Source organism: Streptomyces sp. NPDC002853, assembly GCF_053591915.1.
The window spans coordinates 278,578-301,048 of record NZ_JBSFUS010000005.1 but is presented as its reverse complement, the minus strand read 5'-3'; the positions used below and the strand labels follow the sequence as shown (position 1 = coordinate 301,048).

The following is a 22,471-nucleotide window of genomic DNA, read 5'->3' as shown; positions in this document are numbered from 1 at the left end:
AAGCGCTCTAGGCCGCTGAGCTACCAACCCCGCGGGGGTTGGACGGGATTCGAACCCGCGTCTCTCTCTTAGCAGGAGAAGTATCCGTCGCCTGCGCACCGGGCACCCCCGATGCTGTGCCTCCCGAGATCAAGGTGGGCGGTTCGGCGGATTCACCAGAAGAAGTAGCCGAGGTTGCCCTGCGCACCGGGAGGTGCATGAAGTTGTGTGACCACCATACCCGCACCATCCGGTAACGCGCATGGCGTTTGGGCTCAACTCCCCACCAGACACAGAAGAACGCCCCCGCCACCTGCACGAGGCAGGCGGCGGGGGCGTCAGCTAATCGGTCGGGCCTTCCGGAGCTGGATTCGGCTCCAGGAAGAGCCCCTCGTAGCTGGGTTGCGGCTGGGGTTCGGCGAGGCCGAGTTCGACGAGGCTGGGCATGTCGCCTGCGGAGTCGTCGAGTCGGCGGTCCATGGGGCGCGGGTCGGGCATGGGAACTCCAGTTCGCTCAGCCGTCGATGTGGTGAATGTACTTGCGGGCCCTTTCCGACATCGGCTCCTGCGCTGGAGGCTCCAGCCCGGTTCCGCGGATGTAGCCGACCAGACCGCGGACCCGGTTGAGGAGCCAGCCGATGGCCTCGTCCTGCTCGCTGATCCGCGCCCGCTGGTTCTCCGCCTCGGTTTCCTGCCGCTGGACGCGCTTCTCCAGCCGTTCGATGGCCTTGCCCTGCTGGTCGGTGACGGCCACGAAGTCGTCGCGGTTCTCCTGCCTCTTGGTGCGGCGGGCAGATCGTGCGGCGACCACGCCGCCGCCCGCGCCGACCAGAGCGAGCGCAGCCTGCACCCACGTGTCCACCGTCATGCGCTGCTCACTCTCTTGATCTTGGGCGGCTCCCTCCAGCCGGCCACCACGATGACCGGCACGGCGATGACGCCCCATACCGCTGCCGCAACCCAGCCCCGCGGGAATTCGCCGCTGATCCAGGACGCCAGATAGGAGCCCATCCAGGGTAGGACGATGGCCGGGAGCGCGAGGAAGCCCAGCCAGTCACGGCCTTGCGGCAGCCACGCTGTGACGACTGCGACGAGTCCGGTGGCAACCCAGGCCCAGCCCCACACGTCGAGGGAGACGAAGAGGAGGGGTTCGAGGCCGCGCTGGTCGGGCTGCGGGGACACGATCTGCCCGTATCCATAGAGGGCCCAGACGGTGCCGTAGCAGAGGAGGATGGCGCCTCGGCGGCCGAGTATGCGGGCGAGGCGCCGCAGCACACGGCAGTGCACTTATGCGCTCCGGGGTGCGCCGCCACCGAGGGCAGCCTGTGCCTTGGCGCTGACGCCGACAGGCTTCCAGAGTCCGAAGTGCGAGAGCACGCCGGTCGCGAAGGCCACGAGGGACAGGATGACCGCGGTGCCGAAGTCGTAGTCCGGTCCGGGGTTGGCGAGTTCGACGAGGAAGCCGTTGAGCGTCGACAGTGCGAGGAGGAGGACAGCCTTTACGCCGGCGTGGGTGACGCGCTTGGTGACGAGGCCGACGAGGACGGGCAGGACGACGCTGATGGCGAGACCGAGCCAGTAGGCCTTGTCGAGGGATGCATCCATGGCGTTCTACTTCCAGTAGAGGCCGCGCAGGCGCGACGTGGTGATGGTGATGGACTTCTTGTCGGCCGGGTCTGCGGGGAAGTACGCGAGTTCGAAGCGGAGCTTCTCGGTGGCCTTGATGGACCCGGAGTTGTGGAAGTCGGCGAACGTCGAGCCCGCCGTGCCCTGGCGTTCAGTGATGCCGCCCGTCCAGCGGGTGCCGTCCGTGCGGTAGTGGTAGAAGCGGCCCTGCAGCGTGTCGCCTGCGGGGATGGCTATCGTGACCTGCGCCATCGCCTGGTATGCGGTCGCCCCTGTCAGGAGGTCGACGCCCTCGATGGAGAGGGTGGTCCACTTGCCGGGGACGATGGTGCGGTCGGTCTCGTCGTACTGGCCGAGCGTGTGCGGCACTTCGTCCTCCTGCGGGGTAGTGGTCTTGCCGGTGGCGCGGGCGACGATGCTGGGGAAGACGATCTCGCGGAACTGCTTGATGCGGGCCTTGCCGGGGCAGGAAGTGCCGGACGTCGACCACTGCGGGAACATCGAGTGGTAGCCGTATCCGGGGTCGGTGTGGGAGCGGCAGATCCGCAGCGGCAGCCCGTGTTCCTTATGCAGCCAGGCACCGATGGCGATGAGGTCTTCGATCTGCTTGCTGTTCCATGGGTCCGAGCCGGCCGTGTTCGAGGCGGTCTCGGCCGAGACTGCGCCCGTGCCGTCAGCCCGCCGGTTGGCGCCGGCGTTGGCGTCGGCGCGGGTCTGGGTGCCGATGTACTGGCCGACGGTGCCCTCGTAGTCGACGCCGAAGTGGGACTCGAGGTTGGTGGAGTCTCGCCAGTACTCGTAGGTTCGGCGAGCTGTCCACGGCGCGATGATCGAGTGGACGATGAACTGCGTCGGCTTGATGGCGGCCTGCTGGTCGCTCTCCGGCTGCAGTTCCATCTTGACGGCGCCCGGATACCAGGCCATGGCCGCCCCCTTCTTCTAGTAGTCCCAGGTGGTGGCGACGAATTGGGCGTGTTCGACGGGCCAGGGTTCGTGGTGGTCGTGCCAGACCTCGACGCCGACCGGTTGGTTGGCTTCGCCATGGAATTGCCAGGTGGTGGTTTCCCAGCTGCGGCCGGGGGTGGCGGGGTGGTCGGCGGCGCCGGTGTCGTCGCGATCGCCGTGGGGGTCGCGGATGAAGCGGGACATGAACTGCCGTGGCCGCAGGTCGCCTTCAGGGATCTCGATCGCTGCCCAGCGCAGGTTGCGGGACCAGATGAAGTCCCCGTTGAACGGCGGCTGGATCAGCGACAGCTTGCGGGCCATGCTGCGGTCGTTGGTGATGACCCGCTCGAACGTGAGCAGCGTCCAGGTGTCCGGCTGAATGAACTGCGGTTTGTCGGCGCGGTAGAGCTTGCACGCGGTGGCCACGGCGCCTCCGAACATGAAAAGAGCCCCGGCTAAAGGGGCGTGGCGAGACTACATTCAGGCTGGTCAGAGGCTGACGATGGTGCCGTTGAAGCCGATCCAGGGCGGCTTCACACCGCTTCCGGTGCCGTACACCTGCAGGTATCCGTCCGTCTGTACATCCAACTTGAGGGCGATGCGGTCGGAGGCGATATCGCTGCACGGGATCGTGACCGTGCGCAGTGTCGCCGGGCGGACGATCGACGGCAGGGCCGTGGTGTTGATGATGTAGCTGCCTGCTGGCGTCGACGGCCAGGACGACCGGCCGACCGCCCCTCTCAGTTGGAGGGATTCCTCACCGGAAATGTTCAGCAGCCGGTACTGAAGCGTGCCGTTGCTGTTGCCGTTCTGCTGAAAGCCGGACGCAAGGTTGATCGTCGTCCAAGCGGAGGCGCCCGTCGACACGGCCACCCACCCCGAACCGTCGTACACGTCGAGCCGGTTGACGTCCTGGAGCCAGGTCATCATCCCCTCAACAGGGGCCGCGACGCCGGCGAGGGCGGCGGCCCGGCCCGAGGCGGAAGCGAAGCGCATGACACCGCGCTGCACGATCGCGTTGACGATGTCCTTGGCGAGCTTCCCGGCGTCGGGAGCGTCGGTGAGGGCAGCTATCTGGACGCTCTGACCGTAGTCATCTGTGATCGGCATCAGACCTCCAGGACAGCTGTGGTCACCGGCGAGGTCCGGTGGACGGTGACGGCGGTGGCGCCCTCGACGTCCGCGACCGCCCTGGCCAGCTCCCAGACGAGGGCGGGCATGTCGGTGTCGGTGACAGGCGAGTAGTCGCCCTCGGAAAGGGACAGTTCGATGGTGGATTCGCCGCCGTTGACGACTATCCGGTAGATGGCAGGGGTGGCCATGCTGACCCTTTCAGTCGAGCGGGTAGCGGATGCCTTTGAGGCTGAACCAGTTGGTTTCTGTCGCGCCGGCCGCTGCGGAGATGAGGGAGACCGTGCCGTCCGAGTCGAAGTCAACCTTCACGCTGTGGACGACAGACGTACTCAGCGCGACCCCAGAGATCGAGGTCGCGTTCCGGGCGGCGACGAAGGACGCACGGGCGGCGGGCCGGAAGTCGGCGGCGAGGGCGGCGGACAGGATGTTGGCGGTCTGGGCGCCGTTGGCGCGGGTGGCGCCTCCGTCCCACTCCATCCACCAGCCGCCTAGGTGGGCGACGCGGCGGTAGCGGATGGCACCGTTGTTGTTGCCCTGGGTGGTGGTGTTGCCCTGCGTGTATCCGGTGCCGAGCGTCGTCGCCGTCCACCCTGGATCGCCGTTGCTGGTGCGCCCCCACGCCAGCCAGTTGCCGCTGCTCGACTGCGTGATGGCAATGACGTCGCCGACCTGCGGCAGCGTGTACGTCTCCATCTGCCGCACCGTGATGCCGTCGTCCGTGACGACGGTGCCGCCTGCGTTGACGGTCTGGACGGTGGCGAGCCGCCAGTCCGAGCCGCGCACGCTGGTAGCGGTGGCGCCCGCGTTGACGGCTTGCTGCTGGAGGGCGTCGGCGAGTTGGCGGACGGTGCCGAAGTTGGACTTCACGAGTCCTCCTTCGCCGCGATCGTCGTGATCGGGAAGTCGCCGCCGGTGTCCAACGGCACGGAGAAGCTCTGCACCTGGTGGAGCTCGCGGGTGCCGTCGGGATGGATGACTCGGATAACGTCGCCGCACTCCAACGCCGGATTCGGCAAGCTGCTGAAGTCACCGGATGCGTTGGGGGCCTTCCCGGCGATCAGCTTCAGGTTGGCGGCCTGCGCGCAGGCGTTGACCGTGGTCAGCGTGCTGGAGCTGTAGAAGTCCGGCCGCCTGCCGAACGGGCCGCCCCAGTACGTGGGTGAGTTGATGTCGTTGTCCGTGGCCAAGTACTCGACCGGCGGCACGTTCTCCTCGGTGTTCTCGCCGCGGGCCAGGATGCCGTTGTGGACCTTGTCGGCGCTCATCCCGCGGCTGCCCTGGACGTAGACGCCGCCCTCGCCTGCGGCGACTTCCCACACTGCGGGTGTTGCCAGTAGTTCTGGCAACGCCGCGATGACGAACACTCCGTCGGCGTTGGTGTAGCACTCGGCTCCGGCCGCCGCGACGATCTCCTGAACACCGGCCCAGGGGTCGGCTTCGACGTCGAACGTCCTTGCCCCGATGGGGCTGTCTTCGATGAGGCTGATGACGTCGGCGTCCGGCAGGGAGCGCTGGATGAGTGCGGTGGCGGCGCCGACGACGGTTCCGGTGGCCTTGTACGGCTCATAGAACTTGTCGTCCACGATGCACGCTTCCAGCGACTTGCCCGTCAGTGTGACCGGCCCGTCGGTCGGGTCGCCGTCGACGCCGTCGAGGCGGAAGACCCCGACGGGTACGAGCTCTTGGGAGCCGTCTCCGTAGGTGACGCCGCGGGCGATCCGCAGCCGGGCCCCATAGGTGGCTAGCTGATCGTTGGGGGTTCGCGGGATCAGGGAGACGTCCGCCGAGGTGACGGAGCAGGTGCGGCGGATCGCCTGCCCCCGGTCCACCGGCACCGACCCGCCCGTGTGCTCGAGCGTGACCACGCTGCCGTCGGTCTTGAAGAGCTTCACTTCGTAGGCGGGGGTGTGGGATTCGGCGAGGCGCGGCAGGAACCGGTCAGAGACGGGGTACATCGATCACCCCATCCGGCGGTCGAGGAGGACGTCCTCCCACGTGGCATACGTGGTGAGGAGGTCCGCCCAGGTGTCGAATTCCGCGAGCACGTCCTGCCAGGTGCGGCCCGCAGACCCGTTGAGCCCCGTCGTGACGGGCATGTCGGTCTGCGTGAGGGGCAGGGTCCAGGCCCGCCAGGGCTCCATAGCGGTGCCGCCGACGCGGGCTTCCGGAACGAGGGCGACGCTGACGTACATGTCGTCGACGCCCATGCCGGGGACTGCCTGCCAGAGCAGGACGTTCCCGGAGTCCAGCAGCCAGTTCAGCGCCCTGCGTTCGTCGTCGGAGCGGGTCCAGACGGCAAGGTCACCTTCGAGACCGCTGCGGACATCGCTGTGGGTCACGGCGTTGCGGCGGCCTTTGACCCGGTAGACCGCCTGCTCGATGGGCCGCTGCCAGTCGGGCGCCCGCTGCACCATCACCTGCATGTTGCGCTGCGGGTTTCCGGGATCTTTCAGCCAGGCTAGGTTGAGGTCTCCGACTGGGATGGTGACGGTGTCGGAGGTGCGGGTTGCCGGGGTGGTGGCGCCGTCCGGCCAGAGTTCGATCCGGTACGTCACGGGGACACCGAGGGGCGCCTCGTAGTCCTCGATGACCATCAGGTCGGAGGTGATGCGGGTCCGGTCGAGAAGTCCGGCCGGTCCGCGCACCAGGGTGCGGATGCCGTCGGAGCCCTCGCGGTAGACGCTGATCGACTGGCCGACGGCGAGTTCCCGCAGCGTCAGCGTGATGCTGGCGGACTCCTCGACCACGGTGACGGCGGTGAGCGGCTGGGCCAGCCACAAGGAGGCGACGTCGATGTACATCGCCGAGCTGGTGGCGCCTGCCGTGAGGGTGAGTTCGATCGCCCCCTGCGTGGCGGTGGCGGGCACGCTGGCGTCGGTCGTCATCGCGTACCAGGAAGCGCCGGGGAACGTGTAGTTGGTGCCGCCGGTCGTACCGAGATCGACATCTGCCGCCGAGTACCAGCGGACCTTCACGTTCACGGTCCACGAGCCCGCGCCGAGGGTGGCGAGGATCTGCGCCCTATAGCTGGTGCCCGCGCCGCCCGGAGCTGCGAACTTCGCCGACCTGACGACGCTGGCCGTGGCTGTCGCCGACGTGACCGACAGAGAGTACGAGCCGTCAAAGGCGACCAGGCCCCACGGCGTAGAGCGACCGATGACCGCCACCCCGGAGGGCCGTGTCCACCCGGCGACACCCTGCTCGAAGCTGCCGTCCGCATACGGGAGTACGGTCCCGGCCTGGAGTACCGGTGCGACTGCGACGACGACTCCTTCGAGTCGCAGCACCTGCCCGGCCGACGCGCCGTTGACGCCCGCCGCGACGCCGCAGGTCGCGGCGTTGGCGGGTGCGATGGCGGAGGCGCGCTGCCGGTACCAGCCCGAGCCCGGCATCGGGGAGACGAGCGTGGAGCGGGTGGCGGAGATCTGGTTGCCGTTGGCGTCGTAATAGCGGAGCTCAATCCAGCAGTCCGCCAGCAGCGTGGGCGGGTTGAGGTAGGCGTAAGCCAGGTAATCGGTGCCCGGCGTGACGGCGGGCCGGTCCGTCGACACCGCGGCGGCGTTGCCTGCTCCGGTCGCGGTGACCGCGATCGTGTGACCGCCCGCCAGATAATTGTCGACCGCCCACGCGGCTACCGGGACCTGCCGGGATACCCCGGCGTTGACCTCGGCCGTCCATCCCGATGCGTCGATCTCCGCGGACTCTGTGCCGAACGCGAAGAGGTTGCCGGTCGTGCGGATCGGCAGCCCCAAATAGCAGTTCTCCCAGTACTGGTTGACCAGCCCGGCGGCCGGAGTCGACGACAGCAGAACCTGCGCCTGCGTCGCCCCCGCCGGCGCCATCCCCGCGACGCCGACCCGGTGCCATCCGCTGGATGCCGCCAGCGTGACGAGCGACCAGGTCACCGAGATTTCGGTGCTGGTCGATGACAGCCAGCGGATGCCGATCCGCTCGGGGACGACCCCGGCAGCGTCGGCGAACGCCTGGTACGTCGTGCCTGCGGTGACGGGGTAGGAGGAGACGGTGCGGGCCTGCATCTCGCCCGCCGCCACGCTCTTGACGACGAGGCAGCCGTCGCCGTTCCGCCCACCCGTCCCTTTGGCGATCGTCGCGTTGAGCTTGCTGACCCAGCCGGAGGTGTTCGGGTCGACCGACTCGGTCGTGGGCGACAGCAGATTCCCGGGGATCGGCACGTCTCACCTCCGGCCTGCGGTCAGCGTGGTGGTGAGCTCGGACATGGTCTGCTGCACTTCGCCGCGGACGTGACCGAGGAACTGCCCGGAGTCGAGGTACAGGTCGCCGGTGAACTCCCCTCCCCCGCCCGCCGTGGGCGAGAGAGCGAGCCGTGTCAGGGCGTTGGCCTGTGTCGACGTGAAGACGGGCTCCGGGCGGCCGGTGCCGTTGTAGGCCAAGTTGAGGCCGGGCTCGAGGTATCCGCCTTGGTCGTACCAGTGCGGGCTGCGGGACAGCCACTTCGAGTAGGCGCGTGCTGGAGACCCGTAGTCCGGGCGCTTCTTGATGTAGTTCAGGCCCCATCGGATCTGGGTCTTGGCGTTGGTCCGGTAGTCGGCTCCCGCAGACCGCATCTTCGACGCGGGGAGTGATTGCGGAATGCCGTAGGCCCCAGAGCTGCGGTTCAGCGCGTTCCAGCGCCAGCCGCTCTCGCCGTTCCAGAGCTTCTTGAGCGGCCCGAACTGGCTCGGTCCCCATCCGTAGTTGCTGAGGATCGACTTGGCGTACCGCTGTGCTGCACCGACAGCCTGGGCGGTGAATCCGCCGCTTCCGCCGGTGAGGAACGGCATCGGGTCGACCGGCTTTCCCTTGCGGCGGGCCTCCAGGTGCAGGTGCGGGCCGGTCGTGTTGCCGGTGGAGCCGACCTTCCCGATGGGTCGACCTCGGTTGATGTGCTTGTGCATCTTGGCGACCATCGACGACATGTGCGCGTAGAAGCTGGACAGGCCGCCGCCGTGGTTGATCTGGACGTGCTTGCCGTAGGGGCCACCCGAGGCGACCTGGCTGATCGTGCCGTCGTTGACGGCGCGGATCGTCGTACCGGTGGGAGCCGGGAAGTCGAGGCCGGTGTGGTAGCCGGAGGACCACATGGAGCCGCGCTTACCGAACCGGGTGCCGTACTTGGCATTGACGGGCTTGGCCCATTCCCCGCCGCCTCCACCTCCGGCGAACATGCTGCTCACCGCTTGAACGATCTTGTCCTTCAGGCCAGAGATCATCTTCAGCGGGTACTTGCCGATCGCGGTGCCGAACTTGCCTGCGACACTCACCCCCTTGGAGATCTTCCCGACGATCGGCTTGACCAACTTCGTCCAGATCTTGGAGGGGTTCGTCAGCAGGTCAGCGCCAGTCTTCGCCCAGTCGATGCCCTTGCCGACGACATCGGAGACGGTGTCCTTCGTCCAGTCCCACGCCCCGTCGAGCGGACCGAGGATGCCGCCCTTGGCCATCAACTTGGTGCCCGCCGCAGCGTGCAATGCCTGTGCCCGGCTGCGGTACTTCGGATCGGTCGGGATGACGTACTCGGGGTACTGGCTGCGCCCCTCGCCGACGATTGCCGTCGGCCGGTTCACCTTCATCGGCTTGGCCGGGCCGAAGCCGTTGCCGACCGTGCCGCCTGCCGCGAGGAGCTTGGGCCCGTCCGGGAGCTTCTTCAGGCCGACGAATCCTGCGACCTTGTCCCAGACCGCCTTGATGCCCTTCGTGTACACCCATTTGATTACGAAGTTGACGGGCTCCTTGACGATGCCCTTGATCTTGCCGAAGGCGACGCCGATGGCTTTCCGGCATGTGTCGAAGCCCTTGCCGACGAGACGGACAGCCTCCTTGATCTTGTTGAAGGCGGGCCGCAGGGCCTTCTCGTACAACCACTTCGCCCGGCTCGCGATCCCGTCGAAAGCAGGCTTGATCGCGGAGCGGTACAGCCACCGCCCGACGTCGGCGATGCCTCGGAACGCGGGCCGCAGGGCCGTCCGGTACAGCCACGATCCGATGCGGCCGACGAACCGGAAGGCAGCAGCGATACCGTCCGCCGCAGGCTTGATCGCGTTGTTGTACAGCCACCGCCCCGCCGCAGCGATCCCGTCGAAAGCGGGCTTGATCGCTTTCTCGTACAGCCACTTGCCCAGCGCGCCGATCCCGCGGAAAGCGGGCCCGATCGCCACCTTCCACAGCCACTTCCCGATGGCACCCGCCGCCTTGAAGGCGATCACCAGGGGTGCGATGAGAATGACCGCAATGACGCCGATCAAGATGCGTGCAGCCAGAGAGATCCCGTCGAACGCGGGCTTGATCGCGTTGCGCCACAGCCACATCCCCCAGCGGCCCACCGTCTGCGCTCCGCCGACGATCTTGTCGAACGTCGGCTTCAGGAACCCATTCCAGGCAGCCAAGGCGGCCGTCCGGATGCCGGACCAGGCCGCCTGAACGCCCTCGCGGAACCAGGAGAAGCGCTTGTAGGCGTAGATGACGCCAGCGACGACGGCGACGATCGCCAAGCCCAGCAGTACCAGCGGGTTGGCCTTCATGACCGCGTTGAACAGGAACATCGCGATGGTCCACAGCTTCGTCGCGATGTAGGCGAGGTACATGCTCTGGATCAGCCACGGCAGGTTCTCCGCGATCGACGCGAGACCGCGGGCCAGCGAGCCGAGGATCTCCAGGATCGGACCCGACAGCGGAGACAGAGCCCTGCCCACCTGATAGAAGGCGGAGCTGATGTCGCCGAGCGACTTGGCCATGATCGGCCCGTTCTCGGCCGTGTACGCCAGGAACCGCTCAAAAGCCGGGGACCCCTTCAGGCCGGTGCCCCAGTTCGCGAAGCGGCCCGTGATGGCCTGCATCCGCGAGCTGATGGAGTCCATGTGCGGCAGGAAGGCCTGGACGATGCCGCCCATGCCCTTGAACAGGTTCCCGAAGGCGACACCCATCCCGATGATCGCGGGACGCACGGCACCGGCAAGATCGGTCTTAAATTCCTTCCAGCCCTCCGACTTGAAGCCGCGAGATGCCCGGTCCTGCAGCTCACCGATCGCGTCGGCCGCGGCCTTCACGAACGGCGTCAGCCCCGGCAGGCTGTTCTTCAGCCCGTTCAGGGCACGCGTAAAGATGGGCATGACCTGCGGCTGTAGCGACTTCGACCAGTCGCCGAACGCACCCTTCAGACTGACGAACGCGTCGAAGGTCGACCGCGCTGACGGAGTGAGCTTGTTCAGCGCTTCCTGGTATTTGGCCTGTGCGACAGCAGCCTGATCGACGCCCCCGGCCGCCTGCTGCGACGCGGAGGCAATCTGACGCTGAGCACTCGCGATCGAGTCGGCAGCCGACTGCTGCGCGGCCACCAGCGACTCCTGAGCCCGCGCCACCGAGCGAGCCCCGTCCTCCTGAACCCGGACGACGTTGCGCTGCGACTCGGCAACCTTTTCCTGCGCCGCCGCGATGTCCTGCTGCCCCTGAACCTGCTGCCGGGCCGCCTCAATACGGCTCTTGCCGAGCGCTTTCTGCTGCTCGGACACCCCGCGTTCGGCGGCAGCAAGCCGCTCCTGAGCGCTCCGGACGGTCTCCGAACCCTCGACGCCGGCCTTATCGGCGGCCTTCTTCTCGCCGGTCAGCCGCTTCGTCTCGGCCTGCTGCTCCTTAAGCCGCTGCAGGGCCTGGTCGTAGGAGAGTTGAGCGCGCTGCTGCTCCAGGACGGTCGCCTTCGACCCGGCGGCCTGCGTCGCCCGCAGCCGGGCCTGGGCCTCCTGCACCGACAGCGCGGCATCCCGTTCCGACAACTGCGCGTCCGCCAGCCGGTTGGACAGCTCGGCGAGTTCGGCGACGGCGTCCTTACGGGCCTGGGTGAGATCCTGCTGAGCCTGCCGGGCCGTGCGCTGCGCATCCGCGAGAGAGTCCTCGGCCTGCGCCACACGCTCGGCGGCATCCCGCTGCCGGTCCGCGGCCTGCTGCGCCGCATCCGCCAGCGACTGCTTCGCCGCCCGCACCTGCTGGGAAGCCTGCCGGTTCGCCTCCGCCGACGAGCGCACCGCGTCGCCGACAGCCTGCTCGGCCTGCCCGATCTGCCGTGCGGCATTGCGGTGCGCTGATGCCAGAGACTGCTGGGCGCCCGCCAGTTGCAGCGCCTTCGAAGCGCCCTGGCCGTTGGCCTGACCGCCCTTGATAGCCGCAGTGGCCGCCGCATCCTGCGCGGTCTTCTGAGCCTGAAGAGCCCCGGCGATCCCGACGAAAGCCGGGATGGCGACGGCTGCGAGCGCGCCAACGCCAGCCCCGGCGGCAACAGCCGCCGAGGCAATAGAACCGATACCCGCCGCGAGGATCGGGATGGCAGGGATCGCGGCGACAGCACCTAGAGCCACCGTCAGCTGGAACAGGGCGGCGACCGCCTGAGCGGTACTGACATCGGTGCGGATGTTGATCCTCTTGCCGTCCACCGCAGCAATCGCTGTCCGCACGGCCGCAAGTTGAGTCAGCGCCGTAGCGGTGTCCGCACGCACCTGAACATTCGGGTGCTTCGCTCCGAGACGAGTCAGCTCAGCCTCGATCGCCCGGATCTCAGCCTTCGCCTCGGCAGCGGAGATGTCGATGCCGATGCGCTTGTCCGCCAGCGTCTCCATACGGAACCGCAGCGCCTGCAGATCCGAGTCCGCCTCAGAGGTGTCGGCGCCGATCTGCAGCTTCGGCAGCGACCGGAATGCCGCCTGCAGATGGGTTTTCATCGCTCGCGAGAAGGCGCCCGCCGTGTCATCGCCCTGCCGGACAGCCGACGGACGAGCGGTGCGCCCGCCCTGCGTGACGCCGTCACGGATCGCATCACGCAGGGCGGACGTGATCCGGTTGGCGATCTGCTGCCCGATCTGCTCGCCGATCGTCAGACCGACGTTGCCGACCTGCGCCTGCATCGCCGGACCGAACGAGCGACCGGCCGCGTTACCCGCATCCTCACCGGCACGTGTCGCCGCAGGCACCAGCCCGGCACGCAGCCGGCTGTAGATGCCCTGAGTGTTCGGGATGACATCGACTTCGACGCTGCCGACCTGGATCGCCACGAGGAGCCTCCCCTCGCAGCGCTACGCAGCGCCCCCATTGATGAGCTGAAAGAGACGCTCGGCGGCCTGCTCGGAGATCTTCGGCTTCGGCTTGAGCGGCTTAGCGCCCGGCCGGGGCGTAGGCGTCGGCGGTTCGGGCTGGTCTCGCTCTTTCTCAACGTTGGCGCAGATCGTCACGTACTCCAGGCGCCGGACCGCATCGAGCACAGAGGCGGTCAACTGCTCCAGCTGTGACCAGCGGCCCTTCTCCGGCTCGCCCTTCTCCGCCTGCTCGGCCAGCTCCTCGTCAGAGAGCTCGTTGCGCAGGGCGGTCATGGTTGCCGACTCGGCCGGTAGCCGTTGGATCAGGACCCGCAACCGCCTGGTTGTCATCTCGCCCCGGTAGTAGGCACCGATCTGGTCCTCGCTGCGCGGGTAGTACCAGGCGAGGTCGCCTTCTATCGCCTCCGCGTGCGCCGCGACGAGGGAGCGGGTCCACGCGATTTCCCCAGGCTCTCACCGGACTGACCTGCCGCGTCGGCGACAAACGCCTCGAACTCGTCGTTCGTAGGGTCGATCTCCCAGTACAGGTCGACGTCTTCGGGATGCAGGACGTGCCTGGCGAAGGCGGCGAACTGGCCGGAGGCCAGCTGTACCTGCCACGACTGGCGCCAGGCGCCGGGCGGCACGACGCGAATCTCGTCTCCGGCGAGGAGGGCGGTGATGTAGTGCCCTTCAGCTTCGACTGCCTGGGCTTCGGCGGCGTCGTCCTCGTAGTCCTGCTCGGGCTCGACGTCGGGGGCGACGGCCGCGGTCTTACGAGCCGGTCGGGTGGCGGTCTTCTTGCGGGCGGTTGCGGTCCTGGCGTTGGCTGCCATGGCGCGGGCCTCCTTCAGTTATGGCGCGGGCGGTGGTTGAAGGTGGACGGGCCGGGCCCGCGCCGGCTGGCTGTGCGGCCCGCCCACCAGTCAGGCCGGCTCAGGAGCCGGTGTAGTCGGGCGTCGCCGGGACTCGGTCCGCGTGGTAGACGGTGTTGCCGCTGAGGTCCGGGTAGGCGGTGACCGTCCACTCGAACCCGGCCATCTCATCCTGCTTGTGGGTGACGTCGCTGCGGTCGCTGATCTCGCCCTCCGGGACGTAGAAGCCGAGAGATGTCTCTCCGTCGAGCACGATGAACCAGAATGCGCGGCGGTCCGGCAGTGGGGACGCGGTCTCCGCGAACGTGGTCAGACCGCTCACCGGCTCCAGGTCCGCGACGGGGATGCGGTACTGCAGAGACCGCACCGTGGTGCGGCCCGTCTCCCACGCTGTGATCTTGAACGTCCGCAGGGACTTCGTGATCGTGGTGCGGATCGGCGAGGTGAAACCCCAAGGGGTGTATTCCTGCGAATCCTCGTCGAAACCCTGCACCAGGCCGTCGTCCGAGATAGCGCCAAGCGGCGCCCACGGCGCCAACGGCTGAATGAGCGGGTCCCCCGGCGACAGAGTTCCGAGCTCGGCGGTCCAGCCGCCGCCGTTCGCGCCGACCTCAGTCAGGTCCGCTGCGCGGGTGATGTTGACCATCGTTGTCTCCAGACATGCGTGAAGCCCGCGCACGGGCGGGTCAAGGGTCCGGCGCGGGCCCGCAAACGGTCGTCAGGAGACCGGGTGGCTGTAGATCTGGTAGGTGCCGCCGACGCGGCGAAGAGCGAGGTTCTCGTAGACGCGGATCGCTGGAAGTGCGATGCAGTCGGTGCGACCGATCACCGCAGTGCTGCTGGCCGACCCGCGGATCTCGCCTGTGAGCCAGTGATGAACCTGGCGGGCGAGGGTGAACGCGTCGGCTCGGGAGGCCGCGTACACGTTCATGTCGATGAGCATCCGGCCCAGCCTCAGGCCGTCGTCGCTGCCGCCGGGGATCTGCTCGAACTGGATCGTCGGCAGCTCGTTCAGCAGGTTGTTGTCGAGTTCGTCGCGCACGACCGCTTCCGGGAAGCGTGCCTGTGCGCGAGGGATCAGCTCGGCTTCGATGTCGATCAGGGCGGTCACTGGTTGCGCCCGCCGATCGACGCTGCCCGCAGCAGCACGTGATGGGCAGGGACCTTCTCCGTGCCGTACTCCACCCACCGGGCGTAGTAGGACGTGTTGCGGACGTAGCCCGCAGCGCGGTCCCGATTGCGTCCGCCGCGGCGCGTACTGTCCGTCTCCCAGGACGACTTGTAGTGGCCCGGATGCGGGCCACCCTCATCTACGGGGGACATTCCGACGGCGACGTCCTTGATGACCTCGGCGCGGCGCAGCATCTCTGCCTGCATGGTCGGCATGCGCAGCATCTGCCCGACGCCCTTACGGGACATTTTGAATCGCGCGCCCATGACCGCCTCCTTGCGTGATTGAGGTGCTGACGGGGCGGCTAGCCGGTGACGCGGTCTGCGGCGAACTGGATCGGCCCGCGGAGGCCGGTGAAGGGGTTGCGTCCCCAGTCGCCGGGCTCGCCAGTGATCTCGCAGACCTCGCCGCGCACCCGCACCTGATCAGTGGTGCGCCAGTCGGAACCCGCAGGCGCGTACACGGTCCATCCGACAACGACGGTGTCGCGAGCCTGCTGGTCATCCCCGCCCACCTGGGGCGTGGACTGGCGCGGCGTCACGACACAGCCCTTCACGGACGTCTCCAGGAGCGGGCCGGGAATTGGCTGGCCCCGCGGATCACGCCCTGGCGAAGGCCCGCGCCGTAGACGCACGACCGTCTCCCCGAAGGGGTAGAGGCCTGGCATCAGGTGTACCCCCAGCCCGGCTCGAACTCGTCGGCGAGGCCCGCGTCGTCGATGAGCCAGGTCGGCGAGGGATCCGCAGTCTCCGGCGTCGGGTCGACCGTGAACGCACCACCCCGGCCAGCCAGCGACTTGAGCGCCGACTTGTCGGCCTTCGTCAGATACAGGCCGCCCGACCCTGTCGGACGCTGCACCGACATAGGGCCAATCGTCTCGTAAGACACCTGCTGCGGATTGGTGTAGGCACGTCCCGCAACCGACAAGACCACGGCCTCGGCGCCCTCAGGGAGAGGCTTCACCACCGTCTGGCAGAGATTGATGGCCTGCCGGATCAGCAGCGCTGCCCGGTCCCCGCCGATCTCATCCAGGTCCAGGTAGAGGCCCAGATCCTCCGCTGTCGGGATCTCGAATGCCACAGCAGCCTCCTAGGCGGGCAAGGCCTCCACGGCTTCGCACCAGGCGGAAAGGTCAGCGGTCGGGTCGAGTTCGGCAGACCGCGCCTTGGCCCGCTTGCTGGCAAGCCGGTACTCGGCAGCGGACGCGAGCTTCCGCAGGACCGCCTCGTAGCCGTCGGTGTCAGACCGGTCCACGAAGATCCCGGCCTCACCCAGCGACTCACACAGCCCTGGAGTGGGGTGTGCCACGACGGGGATGCCGCTGGCCAACGCCTCGATGCCGGCCCGACCCCATGACTCGTAGGAGGACGGCATGAGCAGCACTCGCGTGCGGCCGTACACCTTCTCCCGCATGTCCTGGCCGTCGACGTGCTCGACGATCTCGACGTTCGGCAGGTCCGGCAGAATCTGCGTCCCGTAGGCGCCGCGCACCGCAAGGAACTGCTGCTCCGGCATGCGGCGGGCCAGTGCTTCGAGGACCTTGCCGCCCTTCTCCGGATTGCAGTTGACGAGCGTGAAGGCCTTGCCCGGCTTCGTCGCGTACTCGCCGGCGAACACCGGCGGGCGCACGATCAGCGACGACTCGGGGCGAGTGGACTTCGGGTATTCGGCGAAGAACATCTCCGCCTCCCGCTCCATCCACTGGCTGTTGTAGACCGCCAGCGCAGTCCCTCCAGCGGCGGCGTCGCGGAAGGTCGGCTTGTGCGTGTTGTGGCAGACGACGATCAGCGGTTTGCCGTACCCGCGGGCCTGCGACGCCGTCGGCGGCACCGTCTCCAGATGCGCCAGCACCACATCGGCCCGGCGAATCGCGGTCGGATAGTCGAGCCGCGACTCTAGCGGGATCACGCGGATGCCGCGGTACTCGTACTCTTTGTGGACCTGCCCGTAGCGGGACAGCCACACCTGCACGTCGTGCCCTCGCTCCACCAGTGGGCGCAGCATGGACACGAGCATGTGTTCGGCCCCCGCATTGTGCTCCGGCGGGAACGCGTGCACGCGGGCCACGATCTTCAGCGGCTTGGCCGTCCCGCCCGGCGCGGAAGCCGGGACGGCTGCCATCACGACCCCGAAGGGGTGCCGGTGTACTTCACGAAGGCGTCCGCGTCGCCCTGCACATAGCCGTAGAACGCCTCGGCCAGCAGGAGCACCAGGTTCTCCTGGAACGCGGAGTGGACGCCGCCGTCCTCGTCGATGTACGTGGCCTCCTTGGAGATCCGCACGGTGATGTCCATGCCCACGCCAAACGCCGACTGGGACCAGTCCCCGCCGATCGCCCGAAGGCCTGTGTCCGTGGACGCGGACTGCCGGCGCTGCTTGCCCGACACCGAGCGCGAGTAGGCGAGCGGCTCGCCGATCAACGTGCCCGCCGCCGCCATGTCGGTGCCCGGAGTCTGCGTGTCGACCAGGATCGGCCGGCCCGTGGTGTCCGTGGCCAGGAGAAGCTTCGGCTTGAGGCGGTGGTCGGCGACGGTGCCGGTGTAGTCCCAGTCGTCGTCGATGACCTCTTCCATGCCGGTCACCAGGTCGGCCCAGATGCCGCCCGTGCCCTGCGACGCAGTGCCCAGCGCCACCGAATTGGTGGTCATGGCCAGGTAGTCGTCGAACGGCCCGGCCGCGCCCTTCATCGTCTTGCCGTGGATCGCCGCGTGGTCGAAGGCCCGCGCGAACGCCGTCGGCAGATCCTTCTGGAGCTGCGTCCAGAGGCCGCCCGCATTGGTCATGACGACCTCTTCGGCGACCGGGATGAGGACGGCCAGCTTCTTCGCAGTCATCTGCTTGACGTCGACGCCACCGCTGGACAGCGGCTTCTTCGCGGCCTGCCCGACCCAGTCGGCGGTGGGCACGTCCATCGGGATCGGAACGCTCGTGGTCGCGTCGATGGCCAGCGGGGCGCGCCGAGCCAGCGTCATGATCGCAGACTGCTCGACCGACTTCTCGAAGATCGGCGCCGTGATCGTGCGCGGCAGAAGAGACGCATTGACATCGGACAGCTTGATCGGGGGCGTAGCCACCATGATTTCCTGCTTTCAGCGGCTACTTCAGCCGCGCCTGAATGAACCCGGCGAACTCGTCAGCCGGGTTGAGGGTCCGTTGCTTGTTGGCGCCGGATGCCTGAGTGCGGTCCGGTGCCGGGCGCCGCGGGCCCTCCAGGGGCTGGGCCTTCGCCCAGTGCGGCTTGCGCTCCAAAAGCGCCTGAAGGTCGGCCTCGATAGCCGCCTCGTCGATGTCGCCATCGCCGTCGATGTACGAGTTGAGATCCAGCTCGCCGAACGCGTCGGCAGGGTCGGCGAACGCCGCCCGACCATCCGTCGCGACGCCGGCCAGGGCCGTCACCTGGCTGCGGACGAGCCGCTGCCTGGTCTTGGCGATCTGCTCCTGCGCGGCGGTCAGCTGGTCGTTGAGGCGCTCAGACTCCGACTTCTCGGCGTCCTTGATGGCCTGCAGCTCTGCGGCCTTCGGCTCAAGATCCTTCAGGCGCTTACGGAGGTTCGCAGCCTCCGAATTCGCCTTCTTGATCTTCGCCTCGGCCTGCTTCCGGTCGAACGGCTTCTCCTCGACCTCGGCGTCCGCCTCCTGGGCGTCATCCGCGGTCTCCGCGTCGCTGCTCTCCTCGGTCGCCGTCTCCTCGACGGACTCCTCGGAGCCGGACTCCTGCTGCTCGCTGGACTGTTCGGTCTCTTCAGGCATGACGAATCGGCCCTCCAGGGGCTGTGGAAATGAGAAAGGCCGCCACCAGGGCGACCTCGTTGATCAGAAAGATCCGGGATCCGCCAGAGCGCGTTGCTCAGCCAGGGCTGCCCGGAAGCGCTGGAGCTGCTGGCCGGGATAGGGGGCGGCGAACTCGCGGTAGATGCGGTCCCATTCCTGCGCCTTCGCTGACAGCTCGAAGGCCTGTCCCCTAAAGACGGGTATCGGCTGGCAGCGGCAGAAGTTGTGGAACTTGATCACGCTGTCGTTGCCGACGAAGCGATCGTTGGCGTCCTCACCGACTGTTCCGCGATCTTTGTAAGTTGCCCCGCGGCTGGACATGAGCGCGCAAAACGAGCAGCAGCCGAGAGCGGCGGCACGCGCATAGGCCACTGCCCCGCGGTCCTGTTCGACGGCTTCACGCACCGTCTGGCGACCTGCATTCAGCACCAGTCGCTCGATCGCGCCATCGGTCTTGGACATGGCAGCATCCAGACGGACGTCGAGCGGCTCCAGTTGGGCGAGAGTTGCATCGGCCTCGTCGCGCGGCCACAGATCCTTCGTAGCCCACCGCAGCGAGGCGTCAACCTGTTCGTCCGGGGGCGGATCAGCCACCGGCACCGTGAACGATCCCGGCACCCCGGCCGCGTCCCGCTCCCCGTCGTAGAAGTCGGCGGCGAGCGTCGCGGACACGTCCGCGTAGCGGGCAACAACCGCGATCACGGCCTCGATCCACGTCGGAACCGTCGCCTGAAGCCGGTTCGGGTTGATGAGGCGCCGCACACCGCGAAGGTCCCGCAACAGCACCGTTGTCAGCCCGGACTGAGCCGCTCTCCATCGCGAGACACTCGCACCGTCATCCGAGATCGTCGACGCCAAGGTCGGCCTCCGACGGCTCAGCGCTCACCGGGCTGTCGCCGGCGGAGAGTGCGGCGAGGCGATCCATCAGTGCGCTGCTGCTGGCCCGGCCGGCGCTGCGACGGCGGTCCGCGGCGATCCGTTGACGCTGCGCCTCGGTAAACCCGGCCATCTCCAGAGCGACATCGGAGTCAGCGGGCAGAATCTCGGCCTGCACCAGCTTGACGGTCGCGTCCACCTGGGCCGCGAGAGTCGGTGTCGCCGGGTTGCGCCACACCGTCTCGATCCGCCGGGTCTTCTCCGGCGGCTCTCCGTCGCGCACCCACAGGGCGAGGCGCATGGCCTGCTGCCAGGAGGCGCCGAAGCGGCGAATGCGGCGCTCAGCCTTCTTGACCTGCCGGTTGTCGGCAAATCTGATCGCGTCGGCGGAGGCGGGGTTGTCGCTGCTGTAGCCCAAGACGTGCGGGGCCACCGACATCTGCGACGCCATGATGCGGGCATACAAGTCAATGATCTTTGTCTGCCCGGACGGGTCGTGGGCCGAGAACTGACCCACCTCGGGAATGTTGCCGTCTTCGTCCCGCTCCAAGGCGAGCATCCGGCCGATGTACGTCTCCCAGGCGCTCTTGGCGTTGCCCTCGGCATCCTGGAAGGCAGACTCGGAGGCGCCAAGAATGTAGCGCTGCGGGGCGCCGAAGAACTCGGCAGCTACCTCCATGCCCATCAGGCGCCTACATGCGGCATCCGTGATCGACATGACCTCCGGAGTGATCTCCGACTTGCCGACGCGGTCCGCGGTGCGCTGCCGGTTCGCCATCCTGACGACCGGCACCACGCCGAGATTATGGATGTCGCGGCCGATGACCTCCCAGCCGCCCGACTCCGACGGCAGCGCCATCACAGTCTGATTCGGCAGATACAGCACCAGCATCCGCTCGTCCGGGCCCGACTCAATGAACGTGTCAGCCGCGCACTCACGAAGCGCCGCAGTACCCATGCGCAGACGGGCATCCCACAGCAGCGTCATGTCCAGCGGCGACTCCGCCGAAATCAGCGGCGGCCCGTCCCCGTCGAGATCACCGGAGCCGACCGCCAGATACTCGCGGCCGTAGGTGAGCGCGTCCAGGTGCGCGAGGCTCGACTCGTCGAACAGATCGTTCGCTTCGGCGATCTCTGTCAGCTCCGATGAGTCGGCGCCATCCGCCCACCGGAACGCCTCCAAGTCGAGGCGCTCCTCCAGCGACTCGACGCCAACCCGTGGCCAGCCGATCACCGTATGCAGGTTCTGCAGCTGCGGGGGGATGCTGATGCCGAGGTCCCGGACCAGCTGCTCCCCGTTGAAGTACGCATCCCGCAACAGCAGCGCATGCCGGTCCCGCATCATGTCCGCCCGCAACATGTTGATCATTGCGAGTTCGTAGTCCGACAGATACACCAGCGGCAGTTCGGGGATGGAGATCGTCACCGCAGCACCACCACCCGTCCCTGGCGCGCCTTTGACTTCTTGCCCAGCCCCTTGGCCATGGCGTCCACCCGGCACTGCCAGGCGAGGACAGCCGCTATCGCGGCATCGATCTTGCGAGGCGACTCGGGGTGTTCCTTCATGATCTGAATGCCCGACCTCGACTCACGGCGGCGGGCGTTGAGGATGTGACGCGTCAGCACGCTCGTGCCGTCATGCGTCAGCTCGCCGTCGGTCACCGAGGATCGGAACTTCTCCAGAGCGCGCACGATCTGTACCGACCGGCCGCCCGTCATCCACCATTCGATCGGATGGTTCGCGGACGCCTTCACTTTCAGGCGCCTACCGTGCTTCGCCTCCCAGGCCGCGACATGCGATTCCCACTTGGCGGGGTCCGCATACATACCGACGACGCGATAGTCCCTGAATGCGTCCTCGACAGCGGCCAACACCTCCACCGTCGGGACCTGCCAGTCTGCACCGAACGGTCCTTCCGGCTGCTCCCAGCACCCCAGGAGAAACAGATGCCCGTCGCTGACGCGGCAGCCCATCAGGGCCGTGGCATCCGTAACTCCGCGAGACCGGCGCCGCGAACCGTCAAAGCCAAGGACTATCTCATCGGTTGAGTCGACAGTCCTTTCGAGGTCAGCCACGCTGGCCCACTCTGGCTGCGAGATCCACGAGTCCGAAGCGTGCGTGATCTGGTTCAGGAAGTCCGCTCGCGCCGTCTGGGGGTCCGTGCTGGGGTCCCAGATCGTGGCGACGATGGTGTCCAGGTCAACGTGGCCGCCGTTACGGTCGGCCGAGTCGCCGTAGGTGAACGAGAGGCCGGACAACAACGAGACGCGGTCCGTCATATCGGTCTCAGGCGGCGCCTCGCGGTGGTCGTAGAACAAGCCGTCGTCCCGGGCCCGACCCTCACGGATCTTCGCCCAGAACGCCGCGGACTCCTCGGCCACCGACCCCTCGCCGGGGATGAAGGCGTTCGGAGACTCGATCGTTGTGCCGCCGACCTTCGCGGCGTTAATCCTCATCGTTTCCGCCAGCCGGTTCCCCCGGTTCGACCGCACCCACTCCTCGGTCTGATCCAGCACCGCGAAGACCGGCTTGTTTCCCTTCACTGTCCGAGCCGACGACGTGATCGGCTCGATCCGGCCCCGCGGCAAGTTGACGAACGTATCGAGCGGCTCCAGCCCCGGATACGCATCGATCACAGGCCCCTGAAGCATCTCCAGCAGAGGCGCCCACGTGTTCTTCGTCTGCGTCTCCGACACCGCCGCGATCTGCACCAACGGCGTCCGCACCTCAGACCACGGCTTCCCGACCGGCTGCCCTCCGGCATCCCAACCGTCCGGCACGACAGGGCCGAGAGCCTCGACGATCGCCAGGGCCGCCAGGAATGGACTCTTGCCCCACCCGCGCGGCCTGCTGATGACCCCTCGCCGGAAGCGGCGCTTGCCTGTCGCGGGGTTGATCTCGTAGTAGCGGAGGACGAAGTCCTCCTGCTCCGGGTACAGCAGGAACGGTTCGTAGTCGCCGCGGTCCGGGGCCGCCAGCATTTCCGAAATCCAGTCGATGACCTCGAATCCCAAGG

25 protein-coding genes and 1 tRNA gene are annotated in these 22,471 nt (G+C 67.8%); all 26 read right to left on the bottom strand.

Annotated elements, in window-relative coordinates:
* Positions 1 to 32 precede the first annotated feature (32 nt).
* The 26 genes from ACWD02_RS15970 to ACWD02_RS15845 all read right to left on the bottom strand — a co-directional run bounded on the left by ACWD02_RS15970 (position 33) and on the right by ACWD02_RS15845 (position 22,469).
* Positions 33 to 110, bottom strand: a tRNA-Ser gene (locus tag ACWD02_RS15970).
* Between the two features lie 211 nt (positions 111 to 321).
* Entirely contained in the window at positions 322 to 477 is a 156-nt protein-coding gene (locus tag ACWD02_RS15965; protein ID WP_451210107.1) for a hypothetical protein, read from the bottom strand.
* A 16-nt stretch (positions 478 to 493) separates the two neighbouring features.
* Positions 494 to 847, bottom strand: coding sequence for a hypothetical protein (locus ACWD02_RS15960; protein ID WP_451210104.1), 354 nt, complete (start codon positions 845 to 847; stop codon positions 494 to 496).
* The gene (locus ACWD02_RS15955; RefSeq protein ID WP_451210102.1) at positions 844 to 1,266 is read right to left on the bottom strand and encodes a hypothetical protein; all 423 of its coding nucleotides are present in this window, start codon (positions 1,264 to 1,266) and stop codon (positions 844 to 846) included. The genes ACWD02_RS15960 and ACWD02_RS15955 overlap by 4 nt, the downstream gene beginning before the upstream one ends.
* Positions 1,267 to 1,584 carry a hypothetical protein gene (locus ACWD02_RS15950; RefSeq protein WP_451210099.1) on the bottom strand — a complete coding sequence of 106 codons (318 nt, stop codon included), beginning with the start codon at positions 1,582 to 1,584 and terminating at the stop codon, positions 1,267 to 1,269. It lies immediately after the preceding gene.
* Between the two features lie 6 nt (positions 1,585 to 1,590).
* The gene (locus tag ACWD02_RS15945; RefSeq protein ID WP_451210096.1) at positions 1,591 to 2,529 is read right to left on the bottom strand and encodes a peptidoglycan recognition protein family protein; all 939 of its coding nucleotides are present in this window, start codon (positions 2,527 to 2,529) and stop codon (positions 1,591 to 1,593) included.
* Between the two features lie 15 nt (positions 2,530 to 2,544).
* Positions 2,545 to 2,976, bottom strand: a complete 432-nt coding sequence (locus tag ACWD02_RS15940; protein WP_451210093.1) for a hypothetical protein — start codon at positions 2,974 to 2,976, stop codon at positions 2,545 to 2,547.
* Positions 2,977 to 3,039: 63 nt separating this feature from the next.
* Complete coding sequence (locus ACWD02_RS15935) at positions 3,040 to 3,660, bottom strand: hypothetical protein (RefSeq protein WP_451210089.1); 621 nt, start codon at positions 3,658 to 3,660, stop codon at positions 3,040 to 3,042.
* Positions 3,660 to 3,872, bottom strand: a complete 213-nt coding sequence (locus ACWD02_RS15930; RefSeq protein ID WP_451210086.1) for a hypothetical protein — start codon at positions 3,870 to 3,872, stop codon at positions 3,660 to 3,662. Before ACWD02_RS15930 ends, ACWD02_RS15935 begins: the two co-directional genes overlap by 1 nt.
* A gap of 10 nt (positions 3,873 to 3,882) precedes the next feature.
* The gene (locus ACWD02_RS15925; protein WP_451210083.1) at positions 3,883 to 4,551 is read right to left on the bottom strand and encodes a hypothetical protein; all 669 of its coding nucleotides are present in this window, start codon (positions 4,549 to 4,551) and stop codon (positions 3,883 to 3,885) included.
* Positions 4,548 to 5,639, bottom strand: a complete 1,092-nt coding sequence (locus ACWD02_RS15920) for a DUF5047 domain-containing protein (protein ID WP_451210080.1) — start codon at positions 5,637 to 5,639, stop codon at positions 4,548 to 4,550. Before ACWD02_RS15920 ends, ACWD02_RS15925 begins: the two co-directional genes overlap by 4 nt.
* A 3-nt stretch (positions 5,640 to 5,642) precedes the next feature.
* Positions 5,643 to 7,877, bottom strand: coding sequence for a hypothetical protein (locus ACWD02_RS15915; RefSeq protein WP_451210077.1), 2,235 nt, complete (start codon positions 7,875 to 7,877; stop codon positions 5,643 to 5,645).
* Positions 7,878 to 7,880: 3 nt separating this feature from the next.
* Entirely contained in the window at positions 7,881 to 12,740 is a 4,860-nt protein-coding gene (locus tag ACWD02_RS15910) for an aggregation-promoting factor C-terminal-like domain-containing protein (RefSeq protein ID WP_451210074.1), read from the bottom strand.
* A gap of 21 nt (positions 12,741 to 12,761) precedes the next feature.
* The gene (locus tag ACWD02_RS15905; protein WP_451210071.1) at positions 12,762 to 13,055 is read right to left on the bottom strand and encodes a hypothetical protein; all 294 of its coding nucleotides are present in this window, start codon (positions 13,053 to 13,055) and stop codon (positions 12,762 to 12,764) included.
* A 122-nt stretch (positions 13,056 to 13,177) separates the two neighbouring features.
* Positions 13,178 to 13,597 (bottom strand): hypothetical protein, encoded by a 420-nt coding sequence (locus tag ACWD02_RS15900; protein WP_451210067.1) that lies wholly within the window; start codon positions 13,595 to 13,597, stop codon positions 13,178 to 13,180.
* A gap of 100 nt (positions 13,598 to 13,697) precedes the next feature.
* Positions 13,698 to 14,282, bottom strand: a complete 585-nt coding sequence (locus ACWD02_RS15895; RefSeq protein WP_451210065.1) for a phage tail tube protein — start codon at positions 14,280 to 14,282, stop codon at positions 13,698 to 13,700.
* A 72-nt stretch (positions 14,283 to 14,354) separates the two neighbouring features.
* Entirely contained in the window at positions 14,355 to 14,747 is a 393-nt protein-coding gene (locus ACWD02_RS15890) for a phage tail termination protein (RefSeq protein ID WP_451210062.1), read from the bottom strand.
* Complete coding sequence (locus tag ACWD02_RS15885; RefSeq protein ID WP_451210059.1) at positions 14,744 to 15,073, bottom strand: HK97 gp10 family phage protein; 330 nt, start codon at positions 15,071 to 15,073, stop codon at positions 14,744 to 14,746. The genes ACWD02_RS15890 and ACWD02_RS15885 overlap by 4 nt, the downstream gene beginning before the upstream one ends.
* Positions 15,074 to 15,111: 38 nt before the next feature.
* A complete protein-coding gene (locus ACWD02_RS15880) occupies positions 15,112 to 15,348 on the bottom strand; it encodes a hypothetical protein (protein ID WP_451210056.1) in 237 nt (78 codons plus the stop codon).
* 125 nt (positions 15,349 to 15,473) lie between these two features.
* A complete protein-coding gene (locus ACWD02_RS15875) occupies positions 15,474 to 15,887 on the bottom strand; it encodes a hypothetical protein (protein WP_451210054.1) in 414 nt (137 codons plus the stop codon).
* A 9-nt stretch (positions 15,888 to 15,896) separates the two neighbouring features.
* Positions 15,897 to 16,865 carry a glycosyltransferase family 4 protein gene (locus ACWD02_RS15870; RefSeq protein WP_451210051.1) on the bottom strand — a complete coding sequence of 323 codons (969 nt, stop codon included), beginning with the start codon at positions 16,863 to 16,865 and terminating at the stop codon, positions 15,897 to 15,899.
* A 62-nt stretch (positions 16,866 to 16,927) separates the two neighbouring features.
* On the bottom strand, positions 16,928 to 17,884 hold the full coding sequence (locus ACWD02_RS15865; RefSeq protein WP_451210049.1) for a phage major capsid protein: 957 nt from the start codon (positions 17,882 to 17,884) through the stop codon (positions 16,928 to 16,930).
* A 19-nt stretch (positions 17,885 to 17,903) separates the two neighbouring features.
* Positions 17,904 to 18,557 (bottom strand): hypothetical protein, encoded by a 654-nt coding sequence (locus ACWD02_RS15860; RefSeq protein WP_451210046.1) that lies wholly within the window; start codon positions 18,555 to 18,557, stop codon positions 17,904 to 17,906.
* Positions 18,558 to 18,620: 63 nt separating this feature from the next.
* On the bottom strand, positions 18,621 to 19,436 hold the full coding sequence (locus ACWD02_RS15855; RefSeq protein ID WP_451210043.1) for a VG15 protein: 816 nt from the start codon (positions 19,434 to 19,436) through the stop codon (positions 18,621 to 18,623).
* A complete protein-coding gene (locus ACWD02_RS15850; protein ID WP_451210040.1) occupies positions 19,414 to 20,880 on the bottom strand; it encodes a phage portal protein in 1,467 nt (488 codons plus the stop codon). The genes ACWD02_RS15855 and ACWD02_RS15850 overlap by 23 nt, the downstream gene beginning before the upstream one ends.
* The gene (locus tag ACWD02_RS15845) at positions 20,877 to 22,469 is read right to left on the bottom strand and encodes a terminase (RefSeq protein ID WP_451210037.1); all 1,593 of its coding nucleotides are present in this window, start codon (positions 22,467 to 22,469) and stop codon (positions 20,877 to 20,879) included. Before ACWD02_RS15845 ends, ACWD02_RS15850 begins: the two co-directional genes overlap by 4 nt.
* Positions 22,470 to 22,471: the final 2 nt, after the last annotated feature.

Coding starts and splice junctions, on each gene's coding strand:
- ACWD02_RS15860 (WP_451210046.1), bottom strand. CDS start 18,557: ATGCCTGAAGAGACCGAACAGTCCAGCGAGCAGCAGGAGTCCGGCTCC.
- ACWD02_RS15900 (WP_451210067.1), bottom strand. CDS start 13,597: ATGGCAGCCAACGCCAGGACCGCAACCGCCCGCAAGAAGACCGCCACC.
- ACWD02_RS15965 (WP_451210107.1), bottom strand. CDS start 477: ATGCCCGACCCGCGCCCCATGGACCGCCGACTCGACGACTCCGCAGGC.
- ACWD02_RS15905 (WP_451210071.1), bottom strand. CDS start 13,055: ATGACCGCCCTGCGCAACGAGCTCTCTGACGAGGAGCTGGCCGAGCAG.
- ACWD02_RS15950 (WP_451210099.1), bottom strand. CDS start 1,584: ATGGATGCATCCCTCGACAAGGCCTACTGGCTCGGTCTCGCCATCAGC.
- ACWD02_RS15960 (WP_451210104.1), bottom strand. CDS start 847: ATGACGGTGGACACGTGGGTGCAGGCTGCGCTCGCTCTGGTCGGCGCG.
- ACWD02_RS15865 (WP_451210049.1), bottom strand. CDS start 17,884: ATGGTGGCTACGCCCCCGATCAAGCTGTCCGATGTCAATGCGTCTCTT.
- ACWD02_RS15930 (WP_451210086.1), bottom strand. CDS start 3,872: ATGGCCACCCCTGCCATCTACCGGATAGTCGTCAACGGCGGCGAATCC.
- ACWD02_RS15885 (WP_451210059.1), bottom strand. CDS start 15,073: ATGGGCGCGCGATTCAAAATGTCCCGTAAGGGCGTCGGGCAGATGCTG.
- ACWD02_RS15920 (WP_451210080.1), bottom strand. CDS start 5,639: ATGTACCCCGTCTCTGACCGGTTCCTGCCGCGCCTCGCCGAATCCCAC.
- ACWD02_RS15935 (WP_451210089.1), bottom strand. CDS start 3,660: ATGCCGATCACAGATGACTACGGTCAGAGCGTCCAGATAGCTGCCCTC.
- ACWD02_RS15895 (WP_451210065.1), bottom strand. CDS start 14,282: ATGGTCAACATCACCCGCGCAGCGGACCTGACTGAGGTCGGCGCGAAC.
- ACWD02_RS15945 (WP_451210096.1), bottom strand. CDS start 2,529: ATGGCCTGGTATCCGGGCGCCGTCAAGATGGAACTGCAGCCGGAGAGC.